General features: G+C 57.7%; 17 protein-coding genes. 8 read left to right on the top strand and 9 right to left on the bottom strand.

The window, feature by feature from the left end; all coding sequences use genetic code 11:
• Positions 1-37 precede the first annotated feature (37 nt).
• The gene (locus tag RBB82_RS05570; protein WP_433974117.1) at positions 38-1252 is read left to right on the top strand and encodes a DUF1624 domain-containing protein; all 1215 of its coding nucleotides are present in this window, start codon (positions 38-40) and stop codon (positions 1250-1252) included.
• A gap of 23 nt (positions 1253-1275) precedes the next feature.
• Here RBB82_RS05570 and RBB82_RS05565 read toward each other — a convergent pair whose 3' ends face one another.
• Positions 1276-2166, bottom strand: a complete 891-nt coding sequence (locus tag RBB82_RS05565; RefSeq protein ID WP_433974116.1) for an alpha/beta hydrolase — start codon at positions 2164-2166, stop codon at positions 1276-1278.
• 57 nt (positions 2167-2223) lie between these two features.
• Between RBB82_RS05565 and RBB82_RS05560 the strand changes: the two genes are divergently transcribed.
• Both RBB82_RS05560 and RBB82_RS05555 read left to right on the top strand, forming a co-directional pair.
• Positions 2224-3297: a purine nucleoside permease gene (locus RBB82_RS05560; RefSeq protein WP_433974115.1), complete on the top strand. Its 1074-nt coding sequence runs from the start codon at positions 2224-2226 to the stop codon at positions 3295-3297.
• A gap of 149 nt (positions 3298-3446) precedes the next feature.
• A complete protein-coding gene (locus RBB82_RS05555) occupies positions 3447-4241 on the top strand; it encodes a PIG-L family deacetylase (protein ID WP_433974114.1) in 795 nt (264 codons plus the stop codon).
• Positions 4242-4298: 57 nt separating this feature from the next.
• Here RBB82_RS05555 and RBB82_RS05550 read toward each other — a convergent pair whose 3' ends face one another.
• From RBB82_RS05550 to RBB82_RS05525, 6 genes are all read right to left on the bottom strand, one after another.
• Complete coding sequence (locus RBB82_RS05550; RefSeq protein ID WP_433974113.1) at positions 4299-4850, bottom strand: hypothetical protein; 552 nt, start codon at positions 4848-4850, stop codon at positions 4299-4301.
• A 93-nt stretch (positions 4851-4943) separates the two neighbouring features.
• Positions 4944-5444, bottom strand: coding sequence for a DUF1440 domain-containing protein (locus tag RBB82_RS05545; RefSeq protein WP_433974112.1), 501 nt, complete (start codon positions 5442-5444; stop codon positions 4944-4946).
• A gap of 193 nt (positions 5445-5637) precedes the next feature.
• A complete protein-coding gene (gene mctP / locus RBB82_RS05540) occupies positions 5638-7149 on the bottom strand; it encodes a monocarboxylate uptake permease MctP (RefSeq protein WP_433974111.1) in 1512 nt (503 codons plus the stop codon).
• 90 nt (positions 7150-7239) lie between these two features.
• Positions 7240-7530, bottom strand: coding sequence for a hypothetical protein (locus RBB82_RS05535; RefSeq protein WP_433974110.1), 291 nt, complete (start codon positions 7528-7530; stop codon positions 7240-7242).
• Between the two features lie 121 nt (positions 7531-7651).
• Positions 7652-8176, bottom strand: coding sequence for a hypothetical protein (locus tag RBB82_RS05530; RefSeq protein ID WP_433974109.1), 525 nt, complete (start codon positions 8174-8176; stop codon positions 7652-7654).
• Positions 8177-8255: 79 nt separating this feature from the next.
• Positions 8256-9038 carry an enoyl-CoA hydratase/isomerase family protein gene (locus tag RBB82_RS05525; protein WP_433974108.1) on the bottom strand — a complete coding sequence of 261 codons (783 nt, stop codon included), beginning with the start codon at positions 9036-9038 and terminating at the stop codon, positions 8256-8258.
• A 56-nt stretch (positions 9039-9094) separates the two neighbouring features.
• On the opposite strand from RBB82_RS05525, the gene ribH reads away from it, so the two are divergent.
• Positions 9095-9976, top strand: a complete 882-nt coding sequence (ribH, locus tag RBB82_RS05520) for a 6,7-dimethyl-8-ribityllumazine synthase (RefSeq protein ID WP_433974107.1) — start codon at positions 9095-9097, stop codon at positions 9974-9976.
• A complete protein-coding gene (gene nusB / locus RBB82_RS05515) occupies positions 9976-10398 on the top strand; it encodes a transcription antitermination factor NusB (RefSeq protein ID WP_433974106.1) in 423 nt (140 codons plus the stop codon). Before ribH ends, nusB begins: the two co-directional genes overlap by 1 nt.
• A gap of 770 nt (positions 10399-11168) precedes the next feature.
• On the opposite strand, the gene RBB82_RS05510 is transcribed toward nusB, so the two are convergent.
• Positions 11169-13757 carry a hypothetical protein gene (locus RBB82_RS05510; RefSeq protein WP_433974105.1) on the bottom strand — a complete coding sequence of 863 codons (2589 nt, stop codon included), beginning with the start codon at positions 13755-13757 and terminating at the stop codon, positions 11169-11171.
• Between the two features lie 203 nt (positions 13758-13960).
• A complete protein-coding gene (locus RBB82_RS05505) occupies positions 13961-16036 on the bottom strand; it encodes a prolyl oligopeptidase family serine peptidase (protein ID WP_433974104.1) in 2076 nt (691 codons plus the stop codon).
• Between the two features lie 638 nt (positions 16037-16674).
• Between RBB82_RS05505 and rpsL the strand changes: the two genes are divergently transcribed.
• The 3 genes from rpsL (at position 16675) to fusA (ending at position 19801) form a co-directional block, all read left to right on the top strand.
• Positions 16675-17058 (top strand): 30S ribosomal protein S12, encoded by a 384-nt coding sequence (rpsL, locus tag RBB82_RS05500; protein ID WP_014263802.1) that lies wholly within the window; start codon positions 16675-16677, stop codon positions 17056-17058.
• Between the two features lie 93 nt (positions 17059-17151).
• The gene (rpsG, locus tag RBB82_RS05495; protein ID WP_158943903.1) at positions 17152-17622 is read left to right on the top strand and encodes a 30S ribosomal protein S7; all 471 of its coding nucleotides are present in this window, start codon (positions 17152-17154) and stop codon (positions 17620-17622) included.
• 79 nt (positions 17623-17701) lie between these two features.
• The gene (gene fusA, locus RBB82_RS05490) at positions 17702-19801 is read left to right on the top strand and encodes an elongation factor G (protein ID WP_433974103.1); all 2100 of its coding nucleotides are present in this window, start codon (positions 17702-17704) and stop codon (positions 19799-19801) included.
• Positions 19802-19813: the final 12 nt, after the last annotated feature.

Raw genomic sequence — 19813 nt, 5'->3', positions numbered from 1 at the left:
TTTCCTGACTCGCATCTTCCGAAACCTGCGCTAGTCGATGCGCAATCCGCACCGACTTGATAAACTACGCGCCATGTCCGCCGTAGCCGAACCCGTCGCTGTCCAGCGCGCTCGTCTCGAATCGGTAGACGTCGTTCGCGGCGTCATCATGGTCATCATGGCGCTCGATCACACGCGCGACTTCTTCGGTCACCCCGGCTCCCCGACAAATCTAGCCACTGCAAGCGTTGCGCTCTTCTTCACCCGCTGGATCACAAACATCTGCGCACCCGTCTTCTTTCTCCTCGCAGGCGTCGGCGCATCTCTCTCACTGCGCAAACGTTCAAAGCGCGAGCTCTCCCGATTCCTCTTCACTCGCGGCCTCTGGCTTGTCTTACTCGAGCTCGTTCTCTTCCGTTGCTTCGTCCTGCAGTTCAACTTCGACTACCACACGACGATCATCAGCGTTCTCTGGGCGCTCGGCTGGGCAATGATCGTACTTTCGGCACTCGTCTACCTGCGTACTTCAGCAATCACCGCGTTCGGACTCCTCCTGATCGTCGGCCACAACCTCTTGGACAAGATCCAGTCCTCCAATCCACTCTGGTCCATCCTGCACTCGCCCAACATCATCTTCTCCAGGCCCGGATACACGGTCTTCCTCGCCTATCCCCTCATCCCGTGGATCGGCGTCACCGCCGCAGGATACGGTCTCGGTCAGATCTACACATGGCCGTCCGCTCGCCGACGCATCTTTCTCCTTCGCCTCGGCCTATGCCTTACCGCAGGCTTCATCATCCTGCGAGCCATCAACATCTACGGCGACCCATCTCGCTGGAGCACCCAGCCAACCACCACCTACACCGTTCTCTCGTTCCTCAACACCACCAAATACCCGCCATCGCTGCTCTTCCTGCTCATGACGCTCGGCCCGACGCTGCTTCTTCTATGGGGTCTCGATGAACACACGCCAACCCTCCTGCGCCCCGCGCTGATCATCGGCAAGGTCCCGCTCTTCTTCTACCTTCTGCACTTCTTCTTCATCCATGTCCTGGCGCTCATCGTCAGCTACATCCGCTTCAGTCAGGTTCAGGGCATGTTTCACTCACCCGACCTTGCAAACTTCCCCATCACCTTCCTGCCCGGATGGGGATTCACGCTGCCGCTGGTCTACCTCACATGGGCCCTCGTCGTCATCGCGGTCTACCCGTTCTGCCGCTGCTACGCCGCGCTAAAACAACGCAGCAACAACCCGTGGCTCAGCTATCTGTAGCCGCGCCCTGCGATCTTCAGAGATCAGTGCTTAAGAAAGCCCTTCGTATCCAGCCAGGCCAGAAACAGCGACGGCCACTCCGAGTACGACCCGTGATTACTCAACCGCAGACCAAACCCATGCCCCACCCCGGCATACACATGCAACTCTGCCGAAACACCCGCCTTCCGCAACTCGAGATAAAGCTCCGGCAGTCCCTGCGAGATGTTCTCCCTGTCCTCCGCACCGCACAATAAAAATGCCGGAGGAGTGTCCTTCGTCAACTTGATCTCCTTCGGCAGCCCCGGATACATCAGCGCCTGAAACGCAGGCTTCGAGCCCTCTCGATCAATCGAGTCCTTCGCTCCCGGCCTGCCGTCGTCATACTGCGTACTTGCCAGTACAGCCAACTCCCCACCAGCAGAGAAGCCCATCACCCCAACCCGTGCCGGATCGACCTTCCACTCAACCGCTCTGCTCTTCACCAGTCGAATCGCCCGCTGAATATCAGCCAGCTCGTCCCCGTCGATCGTATAGGTCGAACCCTTCTCCCTCGCCAATCTGTACTTCAGCACAAACGCGGCAACGCCATGCCCACTCAACCACTTCGCCACGTTATTGCCCTCGTGATCGACCCACAGCTCAGCATGTCCACCACCCGGCGCGATAATCACCGCCGCCCCTGTCGCCACTCCCGCTTCAGGCAGATAAGGCGTAATCGAAGGCTGATGAACTGTCGAAACAATCCGATCACCCTCCGCGCTGACGCGCACCGTCTCCGGAGCAGTCTTTCCTTCAGAACCCGGCGCACCTACCGCCCAAAGCGGAATCGACTGCTGCTGTGCAAACACCGGCCTCACGAGCACTAGTAATAGAACCACCCCCCAAACCGTCTTACCAGCAATCCACCCTCGTCCCGCTGCAAAGTTTCGCAAAATCAACCACCTCCACCCACGCCTAAAACTATAACGAAATTCGCGCTAACATCATTTATGCGCATCCTTTCTGCACTGCTTCTGTTCTGTACGCTTCCGTGCGCACTCGCGCAGCCCCAGCAGCGAAAAAAGCCCATCGAAATCAAAGTCGTCGTCATCAACATGTTCGAAGTCGGTGCCGACACCGGCGACGCCCCCGGCGAGTACCAGTACTGGGTCGAGCGCGAACACCTTGACACCGTCCTCCCCTTTCCCCAGGGCTACCACGACCTCCGCCTCAACGAAAAAACCGGAGTCCTCGGCGTCGTCACCGGAGTAGGCACCGCCCGCGCCACCGCCTCCATCATGGCCCTCGGCCTCGACCCCCGCTTCGACCTCACCCACGCCTACTTCCTCGTCGCCGGCATCGGGGGCATCGACCCGCTCATCGGCTCCCTCGGCTCCGCCGTCTGGTCCGACTACATCGTCGACGGCGACCTCGCCCACGAGATCGACGCCCGCGAGATTCCCTCCGACTGGAAGACCGGCTACGTCCCCCTCGGCAAGTCCACCCCATACGAGCAGCCCCGCACCGCCCGCTTCGGCACTGATCCGAACGCCGACGGCAACGTCTACCGCCTCAACCCGACCCTCGTCGACTGGGCCTTCGCCCTCACCAAAGACACCCCGCTCCCCGACACCCCCTCCATGGCCACCCGCCGCAACCAATACGCTGAAGAGGCCGCCCACCACCCACCCTCCGTCCTCCGCGGCGACAACCTCTCCGCCTCCACCTTCTGGCACGGCAAACTCCTCAACCAGTGGGCCCGCGACTGGGTCAAATACCAGACCGACAACCACGGCACCTACGTCATCTGCGGCATGGAAGACACCGGCACCATGCAATCCCTCACGTGGCTGGCCAAAGCGAAGAAGGTAGACATAAACCGCGTCCTTATCCTCCGCACGGCCTCCAACTTCGACCAGCAGCGTCCCGGCGCCACCGCAGCCGAGAGCCTGGCCGAGACCAAAGTCCGTCAATACAGCGCCTACCTCCCCGCACTCGACAGCGCCTACCGCGTAGGCCACATCGTAGTCGATAACCTAGTCACCAACTGGCCCCAAACCCGCGACCACATCCCCCAAAAATAGCGGACGCCGAGCAACGCGAGGCCCACGCAACTAGCACCAGCAAGAAAAGGTACACAAGTCACGAAGTGACCGCCCCGCGCGCAGCGGGCCCGTCCGGCAGGACAAGCAGTAAGCAAAGAATCGTCTACCCTACACTCAGCAAACAAAAAATGAAGATCCTCATCCTCTCCCCGCACCGCGACGACGCAGCCTTCTCCCTCTCTCTCGCCATCACCAACTGGCTCACCGCCCGCCACACCGTCACCGTCCTCAACGTCTTCACCCGCAGCCGCTTCGCCCCCTACTCCGACGCCGCCTTCGTCCATGAAAACGATGAGCTCTCCTACGTCTCCGCCATGCGTCTCCGCGAAGACGAGCTCTGGGTCCGCCGCATCAAGGAGACCCTCCCCAAGGGCCACAAGAACAACCTCCACATGTTCGACCTCAACCTCAAGGACGCCCCCATCCGCCTTCGCATCCCACTCGAAGCCGTCAACACCACCCCGGTTAACCCCGCCGACCCCTCCATTGAAAAGATCCGCAAAGCCCTCACCCGCCACGCCGCCGAAGGCACCATGCAAGCCATCGTGATCCCCGCAGCCCTTGGCAATCACATCGATCACCTCACCATCCGCGAAGCCGCAGCGCCCTTCACCGAGCAGCTCCCCACCGCCTTCTACGAAGACCTCCCCTACGTAGCAACCCACCCCGCTGCAACAACCGACCTCGAAGCCCTCCGAGCCGCGGCCACAGAGCGCAACGAACCCCTCACCGATATCCTCTACAACACAAACGAGCCCACCGCCGAAGCCATCACCCGCAAGCGCAAGCTAGTCCTCAACTACGCCTCACAAATCGACGACGCAGCCGGCGACGTCATCGCAAACTTCGCCGCCACCTACAACGGAGCCGAACGCCTCTGGGCCAACCACCAATGGCTCACAGCACCTCAACTCGTTAACTAATAATCGGAAGTTCTACGTAGGTCTGTTTCGCGACGCATTCCATTCTGAAAATTTTCTTCATGAGTTGTGCTTGAGCGCCGGTTGCGCGGCCGCTAGTTGTTCTGGGTTCCATTTCTTAACCGAGCGAAACTCATTTATCAAGCATGAGTCGTAGCGAAGCACAATCTGATCCTCCACGAACAGCAGTGCCTGGGTATTATCGCCAAGCAACTCGCTGCAAAACCGGCCGATCAGCCAATACATCTTGTCTCGAACTTCGCCTGCTGGAATTCCGCCCGGGCATCGATATCCGAAAGAGGTGTAGGCGTTATGCTCTGCCCAGACGGGAATCTCGCTCTCGCCAAATTCCCCCGCATCAACCCGACGCTCAAAGTGCTGGAAGGGGAAGAACATTGCATTGTATTTGAGTAGGCCGCCTTCCCCGTCGAAGGTTGACATGCCGTAGAAATTGGTCGAATCATACTTCTTACCCCAACCCCGCTGCATAGCAAGCGAGAGTTGTTCATCGGAGAATCTTTCAAGCTTCTTCTGAAGAAACAGTACGGAAATCCCGCTCACCTCGGGATCTGGTTTGCGGAAGAGGTTCTTCAACGAGCCATATTTAAACATTAACCGATCCTAAAATAAATGTTGTCTCTGACAGCGGTGCACATGAATTCTGAATGCTCTTGGAGCGTTGCGATGCGGTCGACTTTGGACTACCTACCGCAACATCTTCCTCACCACCCGCCGCACCGTCTCCGTGACAATTCCATACACCACATGCGTCGCCATCTCACTGGTCCTCTCGCGGAAGGTCTGCTCCTGCGTCTCAGCCTCAATCCCCAACGCTGGTAGCTCTATTCCGCGCGTCAACGAAGTCAGCGCCATCCCAAACGCAGCTCCATCCTTCGCCGTAGCCGCCGGATAGTACTCCGCCAGTGCACCATACGCTGCGCCCGTCGCAGCTCCAAATCCCCAGTGGATCGACTCCATCGCCGCCAGCTTCTGCGCTCCCTCCAGCCGACGCCCAAAGATCTTCTCCACAAGCACCGAAGGAGGCTCAGGCTCTCCATGCGCCCTCGGTGGAAAGATCCTCTCCGTCGCTCTCTTCGCCGCCGTCGCTGCCAATCCGCCGATCAAACCTGCCAGCAGACCCTTCACCAACGACCTCGAATGTGTCGTCTCCTGCGCCTTCTTCTGCAACGCCACTGTCTTGCTCATTCACTCCGCCCTTCACAAAGTCGTATCTACATTACGATGCACGTAAATCTTCGTCGAGTGCCGTACCCAGCCTTTTTGTTGTCATCCCGTAGGGACCTGCTTTTGTCGTTGCTGTTGCCTGTCCTTTGTTGTCATCCCCGAAGGGGATCTCTGTATGCATTTGTTGCTGTAACCATTGCCGAATCATCCCAGCCTAACCAACATAAGCCGCCGCATCCGTAACATCTGATCCCTCACCCACCTTCACGGCACGAAATACTACCGTGAGCACCACCGAAACCAGCAGGTTCAGGATCAGAGCGGGCACAGCAGCATACATCGCATACGTGCTGCCTCCGAAGTGCAGCGGATAAACCGAACTCTTCAACCCCAGTGACACCGCCATCGCAGTCCCGCTGAACATCCCAGCCGCCCATCCCACCAACAGCGCCCAGGGATGGAACCATCGAGAAAACACCCCAACCACCACCGAAGGAAACAGCTGCCCCATCCAGATTCCCCCCAGCAACTGCATCTCAATCGCATATGGAGCAGGCAGCTTCAACACAAACAGCAGTGCGCCAAACTTCACCACCAGCGACACCACCTTCGCCATCCGCGACTCCTCCTCCGGCAGCATCTTCCGCCTCACCACTGCGCCATACAGATTCCGGGTAAACAGATTCGACGCCGCAATCGACATGATCGCCGCCGGCACTAACGCTCCAATCGCAATCGCCGACAGGCAGAACCCCGCAAACCACTCCGGAAACATCTTCAAAAACAGCAGCGGCACAGCCTCATTCGGATTCTTCGTCACCACCCCGGCCGCCAGCGCCACATACCCCAGCAGCGCAATCAATCCCAGCAGAAAACTATAAGCCGGAAGCATCGCAGCATTCCGCCGCACCACATTCGCACTCTTCGCACTCAACACCGCAGTCGCCGTATGCGGATAAAGCATCAGCGCAATGGCCGACCCAATCGCCAGCGTCGAGTACCCGAGAAACTGTCCCTGCCGCAGATAAACAGTAGCCGAAGGCGTATGCAGCGCCAGCGCCTGATTCGCCAGCTCGAACACCCGCGCATATCCACCCAGCTTGTACGGAATGTAGATCAGCGCAGCCAGCACCATCACGTACAGCATCACGTCCTTCACAATCGCAATCACCGCAGGAGCCCGCAGCCCGCTCGAATACGTGTACGCAGCCAGAATCACAAACGCCACAGCCAGCGGCCACTCGCCCCTCACCCCAAGCGCCTCGATCACCACGCGAATTCCGACCAGTTGCAGCGCAATGTAAGGCATCAACGCCAGCACACCAGTCAGCGCAATCGCAATTGTCAGCCAACGATTCCCATAACGCCCACCGACAAAGTCAGCAAACGTTACGTAACCATGACGGTGACAAACCTCCCAGAGCCTCGGCAGCACCAGCATCATGTACGGATACGCGATCACCGCATACGGCACCGCAAAAAATCCCATCGCCCCCGCGCCATACAACGCCGCCGGAACCGCAATCACGGTATACGCCGTGTAAAGATCCCCACCGATCAAAAACCAGGTCACCCAGGTCCCGAAGCTTCTCCCAGCAAGCCCCCACTCCTCCAGCGACCCCATCCCCGCCTTCGGTCTCCGCCACTTCGCCGCCCAGAAACCAGCCAGCGTCACCGCTGCAAAGAAGAAACAAAAGATCACCAATGCCGTCGTATGCAGTTGCAATCGTTCACCCAGCTCCTGAGATTTGCCGCACCCAAAGGTATGAGAATCTTAGCGCACCACACCATCAAATGCCGCTCACTCCGAACCCAATCAAACCCCACCCTCAGTCGTTGCTTTTGTCTGTCCTTTTGTTGTCATCCCGTAGGGATCTGCCGTTGCCGTTGCCGTTGTCGTTGTCGTTGCCGTTGTCGTTGCTGTTGAGTTGCTGTTGTCTGTTCTTTTTGTTGTCATCCCGTAGGGATCTGCTGTTGTCGTTGTCCTTTCCCGCATTTGCCGTTTGTCTCCGTCCACAAGAAGCAACGCCCCCGAAAAATAAATCCAGAAAACATGGCGCATTTTCCACACCACAAAAACGTGGCACCAAAAGACCACGTTAGCCACACAAATCACCACGATAAGCACCACAAATCACCACAAATTTACCCTGTGGAAATCGCAAAACCCCCAATAAAACCACGCTCCCACCACGAATAAAGAAAACCAGCAAAACAGAGCAGAAAAATCAGCTCCGCCCGGTCTCACTCCACTCATACACCACCACACCCAAATCGTTCAGAGTCTTAATCACGGACTCCACATTCCGCCGAACCTCAGCCCGCGCCTTCACCGGTACCTCATGTGCCTCTTCCACGGCAACCACGCGTCCATAAGGCCACGAGCTCTCCGGAATCGCATTCAGCGCCGTCGGCAGATCGCTCACCCGCACATTCAGCTCCCGCCGCCGCGCCCCAATCGGCCGCAAGATCCCACCCACTCCCATGTCACTCGTATTCGCATCCGCAACGACCACGTGCAGCGTCACCATCTCTCCCTGCACCGTCAAATAGGGGTTTTCCCAAACGGTCAGGCTCTTCACAGCCATATAGCGCGTCTTCGAAGGCGGTGGAATCAGCTCCATCTGCTGTCGCGCAAGGTTGGTCTCCTGCGCCACCTCTGCTGCCAACGCCCGCGCCTCATCGGTACTCGGCGCAGCCGTATGCGTGCAGCCGGTAAGAGCAAGCGAAACCAAAAGGGCGGGAAAGGGCAAGAAATATCTACGCACGATCACCAGCATACCAAGCCATTCGCCGCTTCAAAAGCCCAAAAACCCGCTGGATACAAGGTCGTTACCGCCCCACCCAAATCGGCACCCGCTTTTCCAGAAACGCCTTCGTCCCCTCTGCCTTATCGTCAGTCCCACACAGCCGCCCAAAGATCTCCGCCTCCACATCGAGCGCCGCCTCCAGCCCCAGCTCGCTCCCCCACCGCACCGCCTCCATGCACGCCGCAATCGCCAGCGGAGCCATCGACACAATCGTCTTCGCCAGCGCCTCAGCTCTCTCCATCAGCTTCTCTGCCGGCACCACCTCATCCACCAGCCCAATCCGCAGCGCCTCCGCGGCTCCAATCATCTCGCCCGTCAGCAACAGCTTCAACGCCATCGGCTGCCCCACCAGCCTCGGCAGCCTCTGCGTCCCGCCATACCCCGGAACCAGCCCCAGCTTCACCTCCGGCTGCCCCAATCGTGCGGTCTCACTCGCCAACCGCATCGTGCAAGCCATAGCCAGCTCGCACCCTCCCCCCAGCGCAAACCCATTGATACAGGCAATCACCGGCTTCCCACACGTCTCAATCAGCCGAAACACACCCTGCCCACGCCGCGCCTTCGCCTCACCCGTTGCAATATCTGTCCTTGCAATCTCGTTAATATCCGCCCCGGCAGCAAACGCCTTCTCCCCAGCGCCCGTCAGCAGAATCACCCGCACCCTCACATCGCCGGCGAGCGCTACAAACACCGCTTCCAGCTCGTTGAACACCTTGGCATTCAACGCATGCAGCACCTGCGGCCGATTCAGCGTTACCGTTGCTACCTGGTCCTTCACCTCGCACAGCAACGTCTCGTAGTTCACAGCCATCCTCCAGTGCAGCAAGCTCGTATCGTTCTCCAGACGATACAATCGAATCTATGATTAAGGGAATAACTCTCGTCAGCGCCATCGCCTCAGGTGCTGAGTTCGACCGGCTCTCCAGCCTCTTTTCCAGCCTCGGTTTCGAGCAGGGCAAGGGCTGGCAGGACGCCCAGGGCCGTGGCGAAGCGTACCTCGCTCCCATCGGCAACTTGGAGTTCGTCACTGGCCGCCCACCCGCCGTTCCGCCCGTCCTCGTTGAAGTCACCCAGCTCGATCACATCCGCACTCTCGTAGAAAAATGGCTCCTCGCAAGCCACCGCACAGAAGAGATCGCCACCATCCTTTCGCCCGCCGAACTGACACACTGGAACAGCCGCCTCTTCACCGTCAAGCTCACATCTGAACTCACACTAGGCTTCTGGCAGTCTGAAAATCCGCTCCACAACCAGCTCAACGCCCTCGAGGGCGATCTCAGCGCCGCCAACATGCGCTTCGCCATCGTCACCACCCGTTGGAACACCGTCATCACCGACCGTCTCCTCCAGGGTTCGCTCGACTGCCTCCACCGCAGCGGCGCAGCCAGGTCCGACATTGAGATCGTCCGCGTCCCCGGCGCATGGGAGATACCCTCCGCAGCGCGCACCCTCGCCGAATCCAAAAAGTTTGACGCCATCATCACACTCGGCTGTCTCCTCCGCGGCGAAACCGCACACTACGAGGCCATCTACAACGAGGTCGCACGCGGCATAGGCCAGTCCCAGCAGGAGACCGGCATCCCTCACGCCTTTGGCGTCCTCACCTGCGAGACGTTGGAGCAGGCACTCGACCGTGCCGGTCTCAAAGCCGGTAACAAGGGCTTCGAAGCCGCCAGCGCCGCCATCGAGATGGTCTCCATCCAACGCAAACTCGCCGCACAGAATGCGCAGGTGAAAAAATAATGGGCACGCGCCGCAAGTCCCGCGAACTCACCATGCAGATGCTCTTTCAGGGAGATCTGGGCAAGCAGTCTCCCGAACAAGTACGCAAGCTCTTCTGGGCCTCGGTCGAAGATGTTGACGCCGAAACCCGAGGCTTTGCCGAGGACCTCTACCGCATCGCCACCACCCGCGACGAAGAGATCGACAAGCTCATCGAGGCCCACGCGCAAAACTGGCGCCTGGAGCGCATGCCCGTAGTCGATCGCAACCTCATCCGCGCCGCCGTAGCCGAGATGCTCGGCTTTCCCAACACGCCCTCCGCCATCATCATCAACGAGTCGCTCGAAATCGGCCGCCGCTACGCCGCCCCCGAATCCATCCACTTCCTCAACGGTGTGCTCGACGCCATCGCTCGCGATCTCCTCAAAAAGCGCCTCGCCTGAAGGTTCACGGCGCATCGTTGGAATGTTCTTCGCGTCATCCTGACCCTGAGCGTAGTCGAACGGTGAAGAATCCCTGTATTTCGTCGTCTTGCCTGTTCTTCACGCCAAACCCAAGAAGCGTCATCTCGACCGAAGCAACAGACAGTCTCACCGTCTGTTGCGCAGTGGAGAGACCCCCGCATTTCGCCTGTACCCACCCATACAGTCTCGCTACCCTGCAGTTGTGCCAGCCCAAACAGCGCATGTCCCTTGAAAGCGTAGTCGAACGGTGAAGAATCCCTGTATCTCTTTCCGCAGCACACCTGCAGGAGAACCGCTCTAATCTGTCAAGCCCTGAAACTCAGTAACCTCAAGCTGGTCATAGGCTTACGCTTGGCGTATGAGTTCCATTCAACCCGTTATACTGGATACATAGCATAGAGAAATCCCCGAGGCACCTCGGGGATTTTTGTTTATAGCACTGCCGCAGCTGGTGGAAAGGTGTTCTTCGCTTTTTTTTGTCATTCCCGAAGGGAATCTGCGTTTGCAGTCTCCACACCATAAGGAAAAATTGCCATAATGGCAGCTATCTCCTTTAGAAAGACATATTTGCTTGTAAGCCATTTGTAATGAATATTTTGCAGACACGTAAAGCCGTAAATATATGATGGCAAGCAAGTTAACAATACCAACCCCGGGGGGAGGGGTGGGGGCATCTGCACGCATCGTTCGTACGGACAATCAAAAGCCCTCTCACGATGAGAGGGCTTTTGATTGTCTTTGGATGGAACTTACGAGGTCGCCTTCCGTGGCTTCTGCACCAGCAGGTTCGGCGTCGCGATTCCGGTTCCTACTCCAGTTGAGCAGGAGAAACCAGGTGCACATGGAAGGTTGGGAGCGATCGGACCGAACGGAGCAACAGCAGGCGCCGGTGTTCCTGCGGGGATCGAGTCCTGATATCCGTTTGTGCCCTTGGCGATCAAGTGAACCACGTTGTCCCCCGAGGTTCCAACGTAGACGGTCTGGTTGTCCGCGCTCACGACGCCTGCCACTGGCGCGATCGGCGTGCCATAGGTTGTCGTCGAGTTCAGTGGGATGCTCCCCAGTGTGCCCGCGCCAATGGTCGGTGGAGTTGCCGTGGACGGTTGCGCCGGCTGATAGGTTGGTAGCACGCCGCCGCTTCCGTTGTAGGTCACGAACGCGATGCTCGAGTCGGAGGTTGGAAGCACACTTGTAATACCAGACGCGACACCATTGACAATAGTTGGCTGCACTGCGGCAAGTGTGCCGGTAAACGCAGGGCTCGTATTGAAGGACGCAGTAGCCTCATCGGCTAGTGGGCATGATTGGGCAGGCAGGCCCGTCGCAGTTACAACCCCGGGTGTGGTGCTCGTTCCTATGACCTGATCCGTCAGAGTGAAGGCGGGTGAGAAGATCGCTCCAAGAACGTGAAAGCCGTCGTCGGTGGTCGCAATCTGGTCCGTCGCCAACCCTGACACTCCTGCATCGGGATAGAAGAGATTGGTTGTCGTAGGCGTCGGATTTTCGTCGTCCGGGGTTGAAGGGGGTGTCGTCGTGGTCGTCTTCGGGCAGTAGGAGCGTCCAGTTGTGACACTTCCACCGAAAAATGCTCCAACGCTCGGAACGCCAATGGCAACTCCGGTCGTTGGCTGAGCGGACGGCGGAGCCTGATACCAGCCCGTGAACGTCGAGTGCACGAGTAACTGGTTGTTCGGCGTAGTCACTCCGGTGGTAGCGTTGTAATCTCCCATCGTGATGTAGACCGTTGTGCTGTCTGGTGTAAACATCGCCTGGGTGGCAACGCCGCCATACTGCGTCTGTATGCTGCCGCTGGTTTTGTAGAGGTAGATCAGCCCCCGGATCGGGTCGGTGATGACCAGTGTCGTGCCATCAGGCGATACGGCGAGCACCTTTCCGTTTATGGTCGGGTCTTGAGCCCCTACGCTGTTCGTTGTTGCACTGAACGTCATCAACTCATACGCGCTGCCCATGTAGATTGCGGTGCCATCGTTGCTGATCACCATCGAGTTCGGCACATACGGCAGACGTACCGGGGAGCCGAGCTGGTTCTGCGTAAAATCCACCGGCACCAGGTAGAGGGAGCTGGTGCTTCCGATGTACAGATTGGTGCTGTTGACACCGGGGGCGATCACGGTAACCGGATTGGATGTCACCGACTTTCCATTGCCGAACAAACCGATCTGGTTGAACGGTGAAGGATTGCAGGTCGGCGGTTGGCATACCGCCGTAATTGCCGCCGCTCCAGGGAAGGTTGGGGTGACCGATCCAGCTGTCCCAGCAGGGATCGTGGTTGGCGTAGTCGACTCAAACTCCAGCGCAAGTCCAGTGAGGACCTGCCCGTTCTTGTCCGTCGCCACTGCATTGATTGGCTGCGTGTTGTTCGGATTCACGATGACGCTATTTGGATTGGTGCCCGGCAGTCCGGGGACGGCAAGAGAAATACTAAGGGGCGGGCAGGTCGAAAAGAATCCAGCTGAACTTCCGGCATTCGAAATGTTCGCTGTGATCACCGTCGATCCCGGCTGTTGCGCGGTTGCAACGCCGTTCTCGTCGATTGTCACGACCGAAGCGGTTTGCGCAGAGTAGGAAAGATGGCCGACCTGGCAGCTGACGTTGGTCTGGGAGGTACCTGTTCCCGCAAATACTTTCGCTGCAAGTTGGCTGGTCACACTTTGAGAGACGCAACCGTTTGTGACGACTGCTGGCGTGGCCACTGGTACAGCGCAGCAGCCATTGCCGTTGGTGGTAAGCGTGCAAGTGGTCGTCTGAGTGTCAAATGCCGCAGGGCTGCAGTTGGTCGAAGGGTCGTTGGCGCAGTCGGTCGCGAGCGGCCCCAAAGTCACGTTCGTCACGACGGGATGCACAAAGACCGGTAGCGGATTGCTACTCGCGCCCGAGCCACTCGCAACAACGTAAACTGTCCCGGTCTTATTCGTGGGATTGCAGGTGGTGAAGTCAGCGATGCCGCCGCCACTGTTCCTGTTCCACGTACCGGCACACAGTCGGCCTGCGCCGGGTCCGTTGGGTACAACATCCGCGATCGTCATATCCGGCGCGCCGTTAGCTAGAAATGTTCCGTAGGTATAGCTTGATACCGTCTCGGCTGTGCCCTTGCAATCTGTAGCGGTCGGCGCACTCACTTGGCCGATCTGCGCAAAGTTAAGCGATACGCCGAAGATCTTCGGCTGCAACGTAATGATTTGGACCTGTCCAACCTCTGGACCGGTATCCCCACCATTGCAGAAGACGACGGATGACTTCTTCGAACAGCCCGAAATTGAGACACCGAAAGGAATCGTGAAAAGAAGAAGAAAGACTACCGTGACAAACCGACGCATTGAACCTCCCCGTCCAACCAGAACTCAAGCTGAACGGTCACACCGCAACCGCTGGATAGCTGAACCCATAGTGTAAAAGCTGCGAACACCGGAAGCAAATCATCCGTCTCTTCGTTGGACGATCTCACCAGGGATTTCGCATCATCTAATGTTTGATCCCTGCCGACACTCTCTGTCAAAGGGAAACGTTCGAAGGCCCGCGCTTACTTCGCGGGCATCTCCGTCTCAAACCAGTTCAAGGCCCGCTCCAGAACATCCCTTCGATGAGCCGGATCACGGAAGCCGTGTCCCTCGTTCGGGTATACCACTAGCTGTGTCTTCACTCCCTCGGCGCGTAGCGCATGCCAAAACTCAAAACTTTGCGGAGCAGGGCACTCGCCATCACGATCGCCGACTACCACCAGTGTCGGTGTCTTGACATTCTTGATGTATTCGATCGCTGAGCTCTTCGCGTAGATACCTGCATCGTCATAGACGGTCTTACCGAAGAACGGCACCATCCACTGATCGATCGAGTTTTCCCCATAGTAGCTCTTCCAGTCGCTGATACCTGCGCCTGCGACTGCGGCTTTGAACCTAGTTGTCTGCGTCACGCCGAACATCGTCATGAAGCCGCCATAACTCCAGCCTGTTAGGCCTTCACGATTCTTATCGATGGGTAATCGCTTCTCGATCACGTCCATTCCGGCAAGAATGTCCCTAAGGTCGCCATATCCAAAGTCCTTGATATTGGCCTGTGTGAACTTCTCTCCTTGTCCGTAACTGCCCCGTGGATTCGGCATAAACACGAAGTACCCCAGCGCAGAAAACGGTACGCCTCCATAGCCGACGCCGGGCCAGCGAGGTGTTACGGCGCTTGATGGACCTCCATGCACGCTTACCAGAAGAGGGTAACTCTTCGCTGGATCGTAGTTCGCCGGATAGAGCAGCCAGCCCTGCACCTTGAACCCGTCGTTGGTCCATTCGACATCCTCTGTCTTTCCCCACGCAGGCTTCAGACCGTCGTTCAGATGCGTGACCTGCTTCAAGTCGTGAATAGGACCAGCCCACACCTCCGGTGCCTTTTCGAAAGAACTTCGGATCAACGCAATGGTTCGTTCGTGCGAGATAGACACGCTCATCTCCAGGTCACCTGCCCCGATGGTCTCGGGGAAGGTGACACTGGCCTGTGGGATATCGATGCCCGATGCGAGGTCGATCGCCGCAAGGTGGCTGCTGCCGCCAACCTGTTCGGCGATCGCGATAACCTCGGGGCCAGCCCAACCAAGAAAGACCACCGATCCGGCGCGGCCTGTGGTCACGTCCTTCGGCTCGCCGCCTGTTGCCGGTATCAGATAGAGATCGCCGCCGGTTGCGCCCTGATCGCTCATCAGCCCGCCAATGAACGCGATCTGTTTGCCGTTGGGTGACCAGCGAGGGACGGCGATCTGCAATCCATGTAGCGCTCCGGTGATCTTTGTGGTGTCAAGGATCGACTTCGGCGCTGTACTGCCCAGCTCTTCCGTGTAGAGCTGGGCGACCCACCAGTTGTTTTCGCCGGGCGGATTGGCCGCGACAAAGGCCAAGCTCTTCGAATCGGGTGACCAGCTAAATTCATACACGTGCAGTGATGCCGGTGTTACCTGCGCGAAGGCTCCCGTTTCGACCTGCACGACACCCACTCGCTGAATCTCTACACCATCTTCGCCGATGACGCCGGACCATGGCTTCATTGCTGCAAGAGCTCCCGCGCTGCGCGTAGCGTTTTCGACAAAGAGGAAGCCGATTGACTTTCCATCACGCGACCACGCTAAAGAGTCGATTCCACCGACGACGTGTGTCAGTTGCTTCGACTCACCTGTCGTTTTTGACCAGACAAACACCTGATCCTGGCCTGATTGATCTGTTTTTGTTGCGCAGTCGGACACAAATGCGAGTGAGTCCCCGTTCGGCGACCACTTTGGATCCAAGCTGCTGCAGTCTGTAGCTCCTAATGTCGGGCCCACAGTCTTGTCAGTTGAGGGAGCTGGATTTGCCACGTCAGAGAGATGAATCCGCGTTCCCTCATGTGTTCGAACTGACCATGCAACCGTAGTTCCGTCGGGTGAGATAGCTACGGCTGTCGGAGTCTTAGTCTGGCCGAGTGTCTCTATCAATGAACCAATTCGAGGGTCTTTGGGTATCGAAGTGGTTGTGTCAGCTTCAGCAAGAGCTGTAGTGGCAGCTCCAAAAGTCGATAGAGCGGTGAAGGCGATGAAACCAAAGGAGAGCGAACACTTGCGGAGATCTGCCAAAGCCATGCGAAAAGCCTAGCATGAAGAGGACGCGCCTTTTCCCTGGCTCGGCGTTAGCTGCATTTTAGATAGTGCACTCTGCAGTTTCACGGCATGAATCGCCGAAAAATTTGACGTTTTGCCCTCATATTGATATTGTAAAAAGGTTCCGCGAGTATCCGGATCGTGTTGTCGGGGAAGCCTGACGCACGGGTGGGTGGAGAAAAACCCACGCGATCTGAAGTTCGCTTCCCGTCGCAAGACGGGTTGAGGATGATTGCGCTATACTGGATATAAGAGATTCACCGCAGGACATTCCCGATCAGTAATTCTTAGATCCGAATGTCGTTTGTCTGCGGCCTATCGCAATCGTGCCTGCGACACCCTCCACCCTGGATGGGCTATGCGGGCCGGGACAGCGAAACGGAGTCGGCCCATCCTTCGAAGATAGAGGAAAGGCGCTCGGCCACCGTCGACTGTTTACGTCTGGCTTGTTGTACTGGTTTACAGACGCAGCAGGGAAGATCTTCGTTAGAGACGCTTCAGCGTTCTCACTTTTTTGCGTGTACGGGGCATGTACCGCAAGAATGCGAAGCTTTAATCCTGCCTGCGCGTCTCACATAAGTTTGGTTGTAATGTTTTACGCGCATTAACAAGGAGTTCTAGTGCCTACGTTCCATCAGCTCGTCAAGCAGGGCCGCACGCCCACTCGTTATAAGACCGCCAGCCCCGCGCTTCAGGGTTCGCCCCAGCGTCGTGGCGTCTGCACTCGCGTTTACACGCAGACCCCCAAGAAGCCGAACTCGGCTCTCCGCAAGGTTGCGCGTGTTCGCCTCACCAACGGGATCGAAGTCACGACCTACATTCCGGGTATCGGCCATAACCTACAGGAGCACTCGATTGTGCTTATTCGCGGCGGCCGCGTGAAGGATCTGCCAGGAGTTCGGTACCACGTTGTACGCGGCACGCTTGATTCGGTCGGCGTTGCCAACCGCAAGCAGAGCCGCTCCAAATACGGCGCGAAGCGTCCGAAGGCAGCAGCTAAGTAGATTTTTGTTTCAAACTCAACCGCGGTTCGCCGCTGAATTATAGGTTCAGGCCTTGAGAAGTCGACGGTCCTGAAGGAAGACGAGAAGAGAGTAATGCCAAGAAAAGGCTATATCGCGAAGCGGGAAGTTGCTGCAGACCCGGTCTACAACTCCACCCTGGTTACGAAGTTTGTCAACTCGATGATGTGGGGCGGCAAGAAGTCGACCGCGCAAGGCATCTTCTACACAGCCATGACTAACCTCGAGCAGAAGGGTGGCGACGAAGCTCTCAAGCTGTTCAAGAAGGCGATCGAGAACTGCAAGCCGCTTCTCGAGGTCAAGAGTCGCCGTGTTGGTGGTGCGAACTACCAGGTGCCGATTGAAGTTTTGCCGGAGCGCCGTACGTCGCTCGCCATTCGCTGGCTTGTAACTTATGGTCGCGCCCGTGGTGAGAAGGGCATGGTGGAGAAGTTGACCGCTGAGTTGCTAGATGCTGCCAATGGCCGTGGCGCCGCGATGAAGAAGAAGGAAGACGTTCACCGTATGGCCGAGGCCAATAAAGCCTTCGCGCACTACCGCTGGTAATTAGTTTTCATCAGCGTCACTAAGTTTAGTTCAACGCAGTTTTTACCGCGAGCCCATGCTCGCAGATGAGAGATAGACCGTGGCACGCACTACACCTCTGAATCGTTGCCGGAACATCGGAATCATGGCGCACATCGACGCCGGCAAGACGACGACGACCGAGCGCATTCTCTTCTATACGGGTATCACGCACCGTATCGGCGAAGTGCACGAGGGGACTGCGACCATGGACTGGATGGAGCAGGAGCAGGAGCGCGGAATTACGATTACCTCCGCCGCGACGACCTGCACCTGGAAAAACATCCGCATCAACATCATTGACACCCCTGGCCACGTGGACTTCACGGCCGAGGTGGAGCGTTCGCTTCGCGTGCTGGATGGTGCGGTTGCCTGCTTCGACGCGGTCGCTGGTGTGCAGCCACAGTCTGAGACTGTCTGGCGTCAGGCTGACAAGTACAAGGTTCCCCGGATCTGCTTCATTAATAAGATGGACAAGGCTGGTGCGGATGCTGTTTACGCGACCTCGACGATTGTTGATCGTCTGGGCGCGCGCGCAGTGCCTATCAATATCCAGATTGGTGCCGAGGCCAAGTTTCTTGGCGTCGTCGATCTCGTTACCATGAAGGCGATCTACTGGCACGACGAGACCATGGGCGCTGAGTACTCGGTGGAAGAGATTCCTGCCGACTTGCTCGACAAGGCCAAAGCTGCCCGTGCGTATCTGATCGAGGCTGTCTCTGACTCCGACGACGAGATCATGCATCTCTACCTTGAAGGTCAGGAGCCCAACGAGGCTCAACTCAAGGCTGGGATCCGTAAGGCGACCATCGCGATGAACATCTTTCCGGTGCTCTGCGGCTCGTCCTTCAAGAACAAGGGTGTTCAGACGCTGCTCGATGCAGTGGTCGATTACCTGCCTAGCCCACTCGATATTCCTCCCATGGTCGGCCACAACCCCGACAACATGGAAGAAGAGGTTATCCGCAGGGCTGATGATAATGAGCCGTTCTCGGCACTCGGATTCAAGATCATGACTGACCCCTTCGTTGGTCAGTTGATTTTCATTCGCGTCTACTCTGGTCAGTTGAAGACTGGTGACTCGGTGTTGAATCCGCGTACCGGCAAGACGGAGCGTATCGGCCGTCTGCTGAAGATGCACGCCAACAAGCGTGAAGAGATCACCGAGATACTCGCGGGCGATATCTGCGCTGCGGTTGGCTTGAAGAATCTTGTTACCGGTGACACGATCACCACGGACAAGCACCCTGTGGTGCTCGAGTCGATCGACTTCCCGGCGCCTGTTATTGAAGTTGCTGTGGAACCGAAGACCAAGGCTGACCAAGAGAAGATGGGTATGGCTCTTGCCAAGCTGGCGCAGGAAGATCCCACGTTCCGCGTCCGCACGGATATCGATTCGGGCCAGACGATCATCGCTGGAATGGGCGAGCTGCACCTTGAGATTATCGTCGACCGCATGATGCGTGAGTACAAGGTCGAAGCCAACGTTGGTAAGCCGCAGGTGAACTATCGCGAGACCATTCGCGCGAACTCTGATGCTGAAGGAAAGTACATCCGTCAGACCGGCGGTTCGGGTAACTACGGTCATTGCAAGATTCGCATCTCGCCAAACGAGCCGGGTAAAGGCTATGAGTTCACCAACGATACCAAGGGCGGCGCAATTCCCAAGGAGTACGTGAAGCCGATCGATCAGGGAATTCAGGACGCGATGCAGCGCGGCATCCTGGCGGGCTACGAGATGGTGGATGTCAAGGTCTCGTTGTACGACGGCAGCTATCACGATGTCGACTCGAATGAAATGGCATTCAAAATTGCCGGTTCGATGGCCTTCAAGGAAGCGGCCCGCAAGGCAAAGCCGGTTCTTCTCGAGCCTGTGATGTCGGTCGAAGTTACCGTTCCCGAAGAGTACATGGGAACGATCATCGGCGACCTCAACAGCCGCCGTGGACGTATCGAAGGTATGGAGATGGTCGGTGGCACGCAGGCGATCAAAGCTACCGTTCCACTAAGCACGATGTTTGGTTATGCCACCCACATGCGGTCGTCCACGCAGGGTCGCGCTAACTACTCGATGCAGTTCAAGCAGTACGAAGAAGCGCCTCGCTCGGTCTCAGAAGAGATCATTGCCAAGGTGCAGGGCAAGGAAGCAAACGCAAAGTAATCGCGAGATCTT

The sequence above is a fragment of the Tunturiibacter lichenicola genome (assembly GCF_051013355.1).
GTDB classification, from domain to species: Bacteria; Acidobacteriota; Terriglobia; order Terriglobales; family Acidobacteriaceae; genus Edaphobacter; species Edaphobacter lichenicola_F.
The sequence above is the reverse complement of the archived record's forward strand: the minus strand, read 5'-3'. Positions and strand labels throughout refer to the sequence as shown.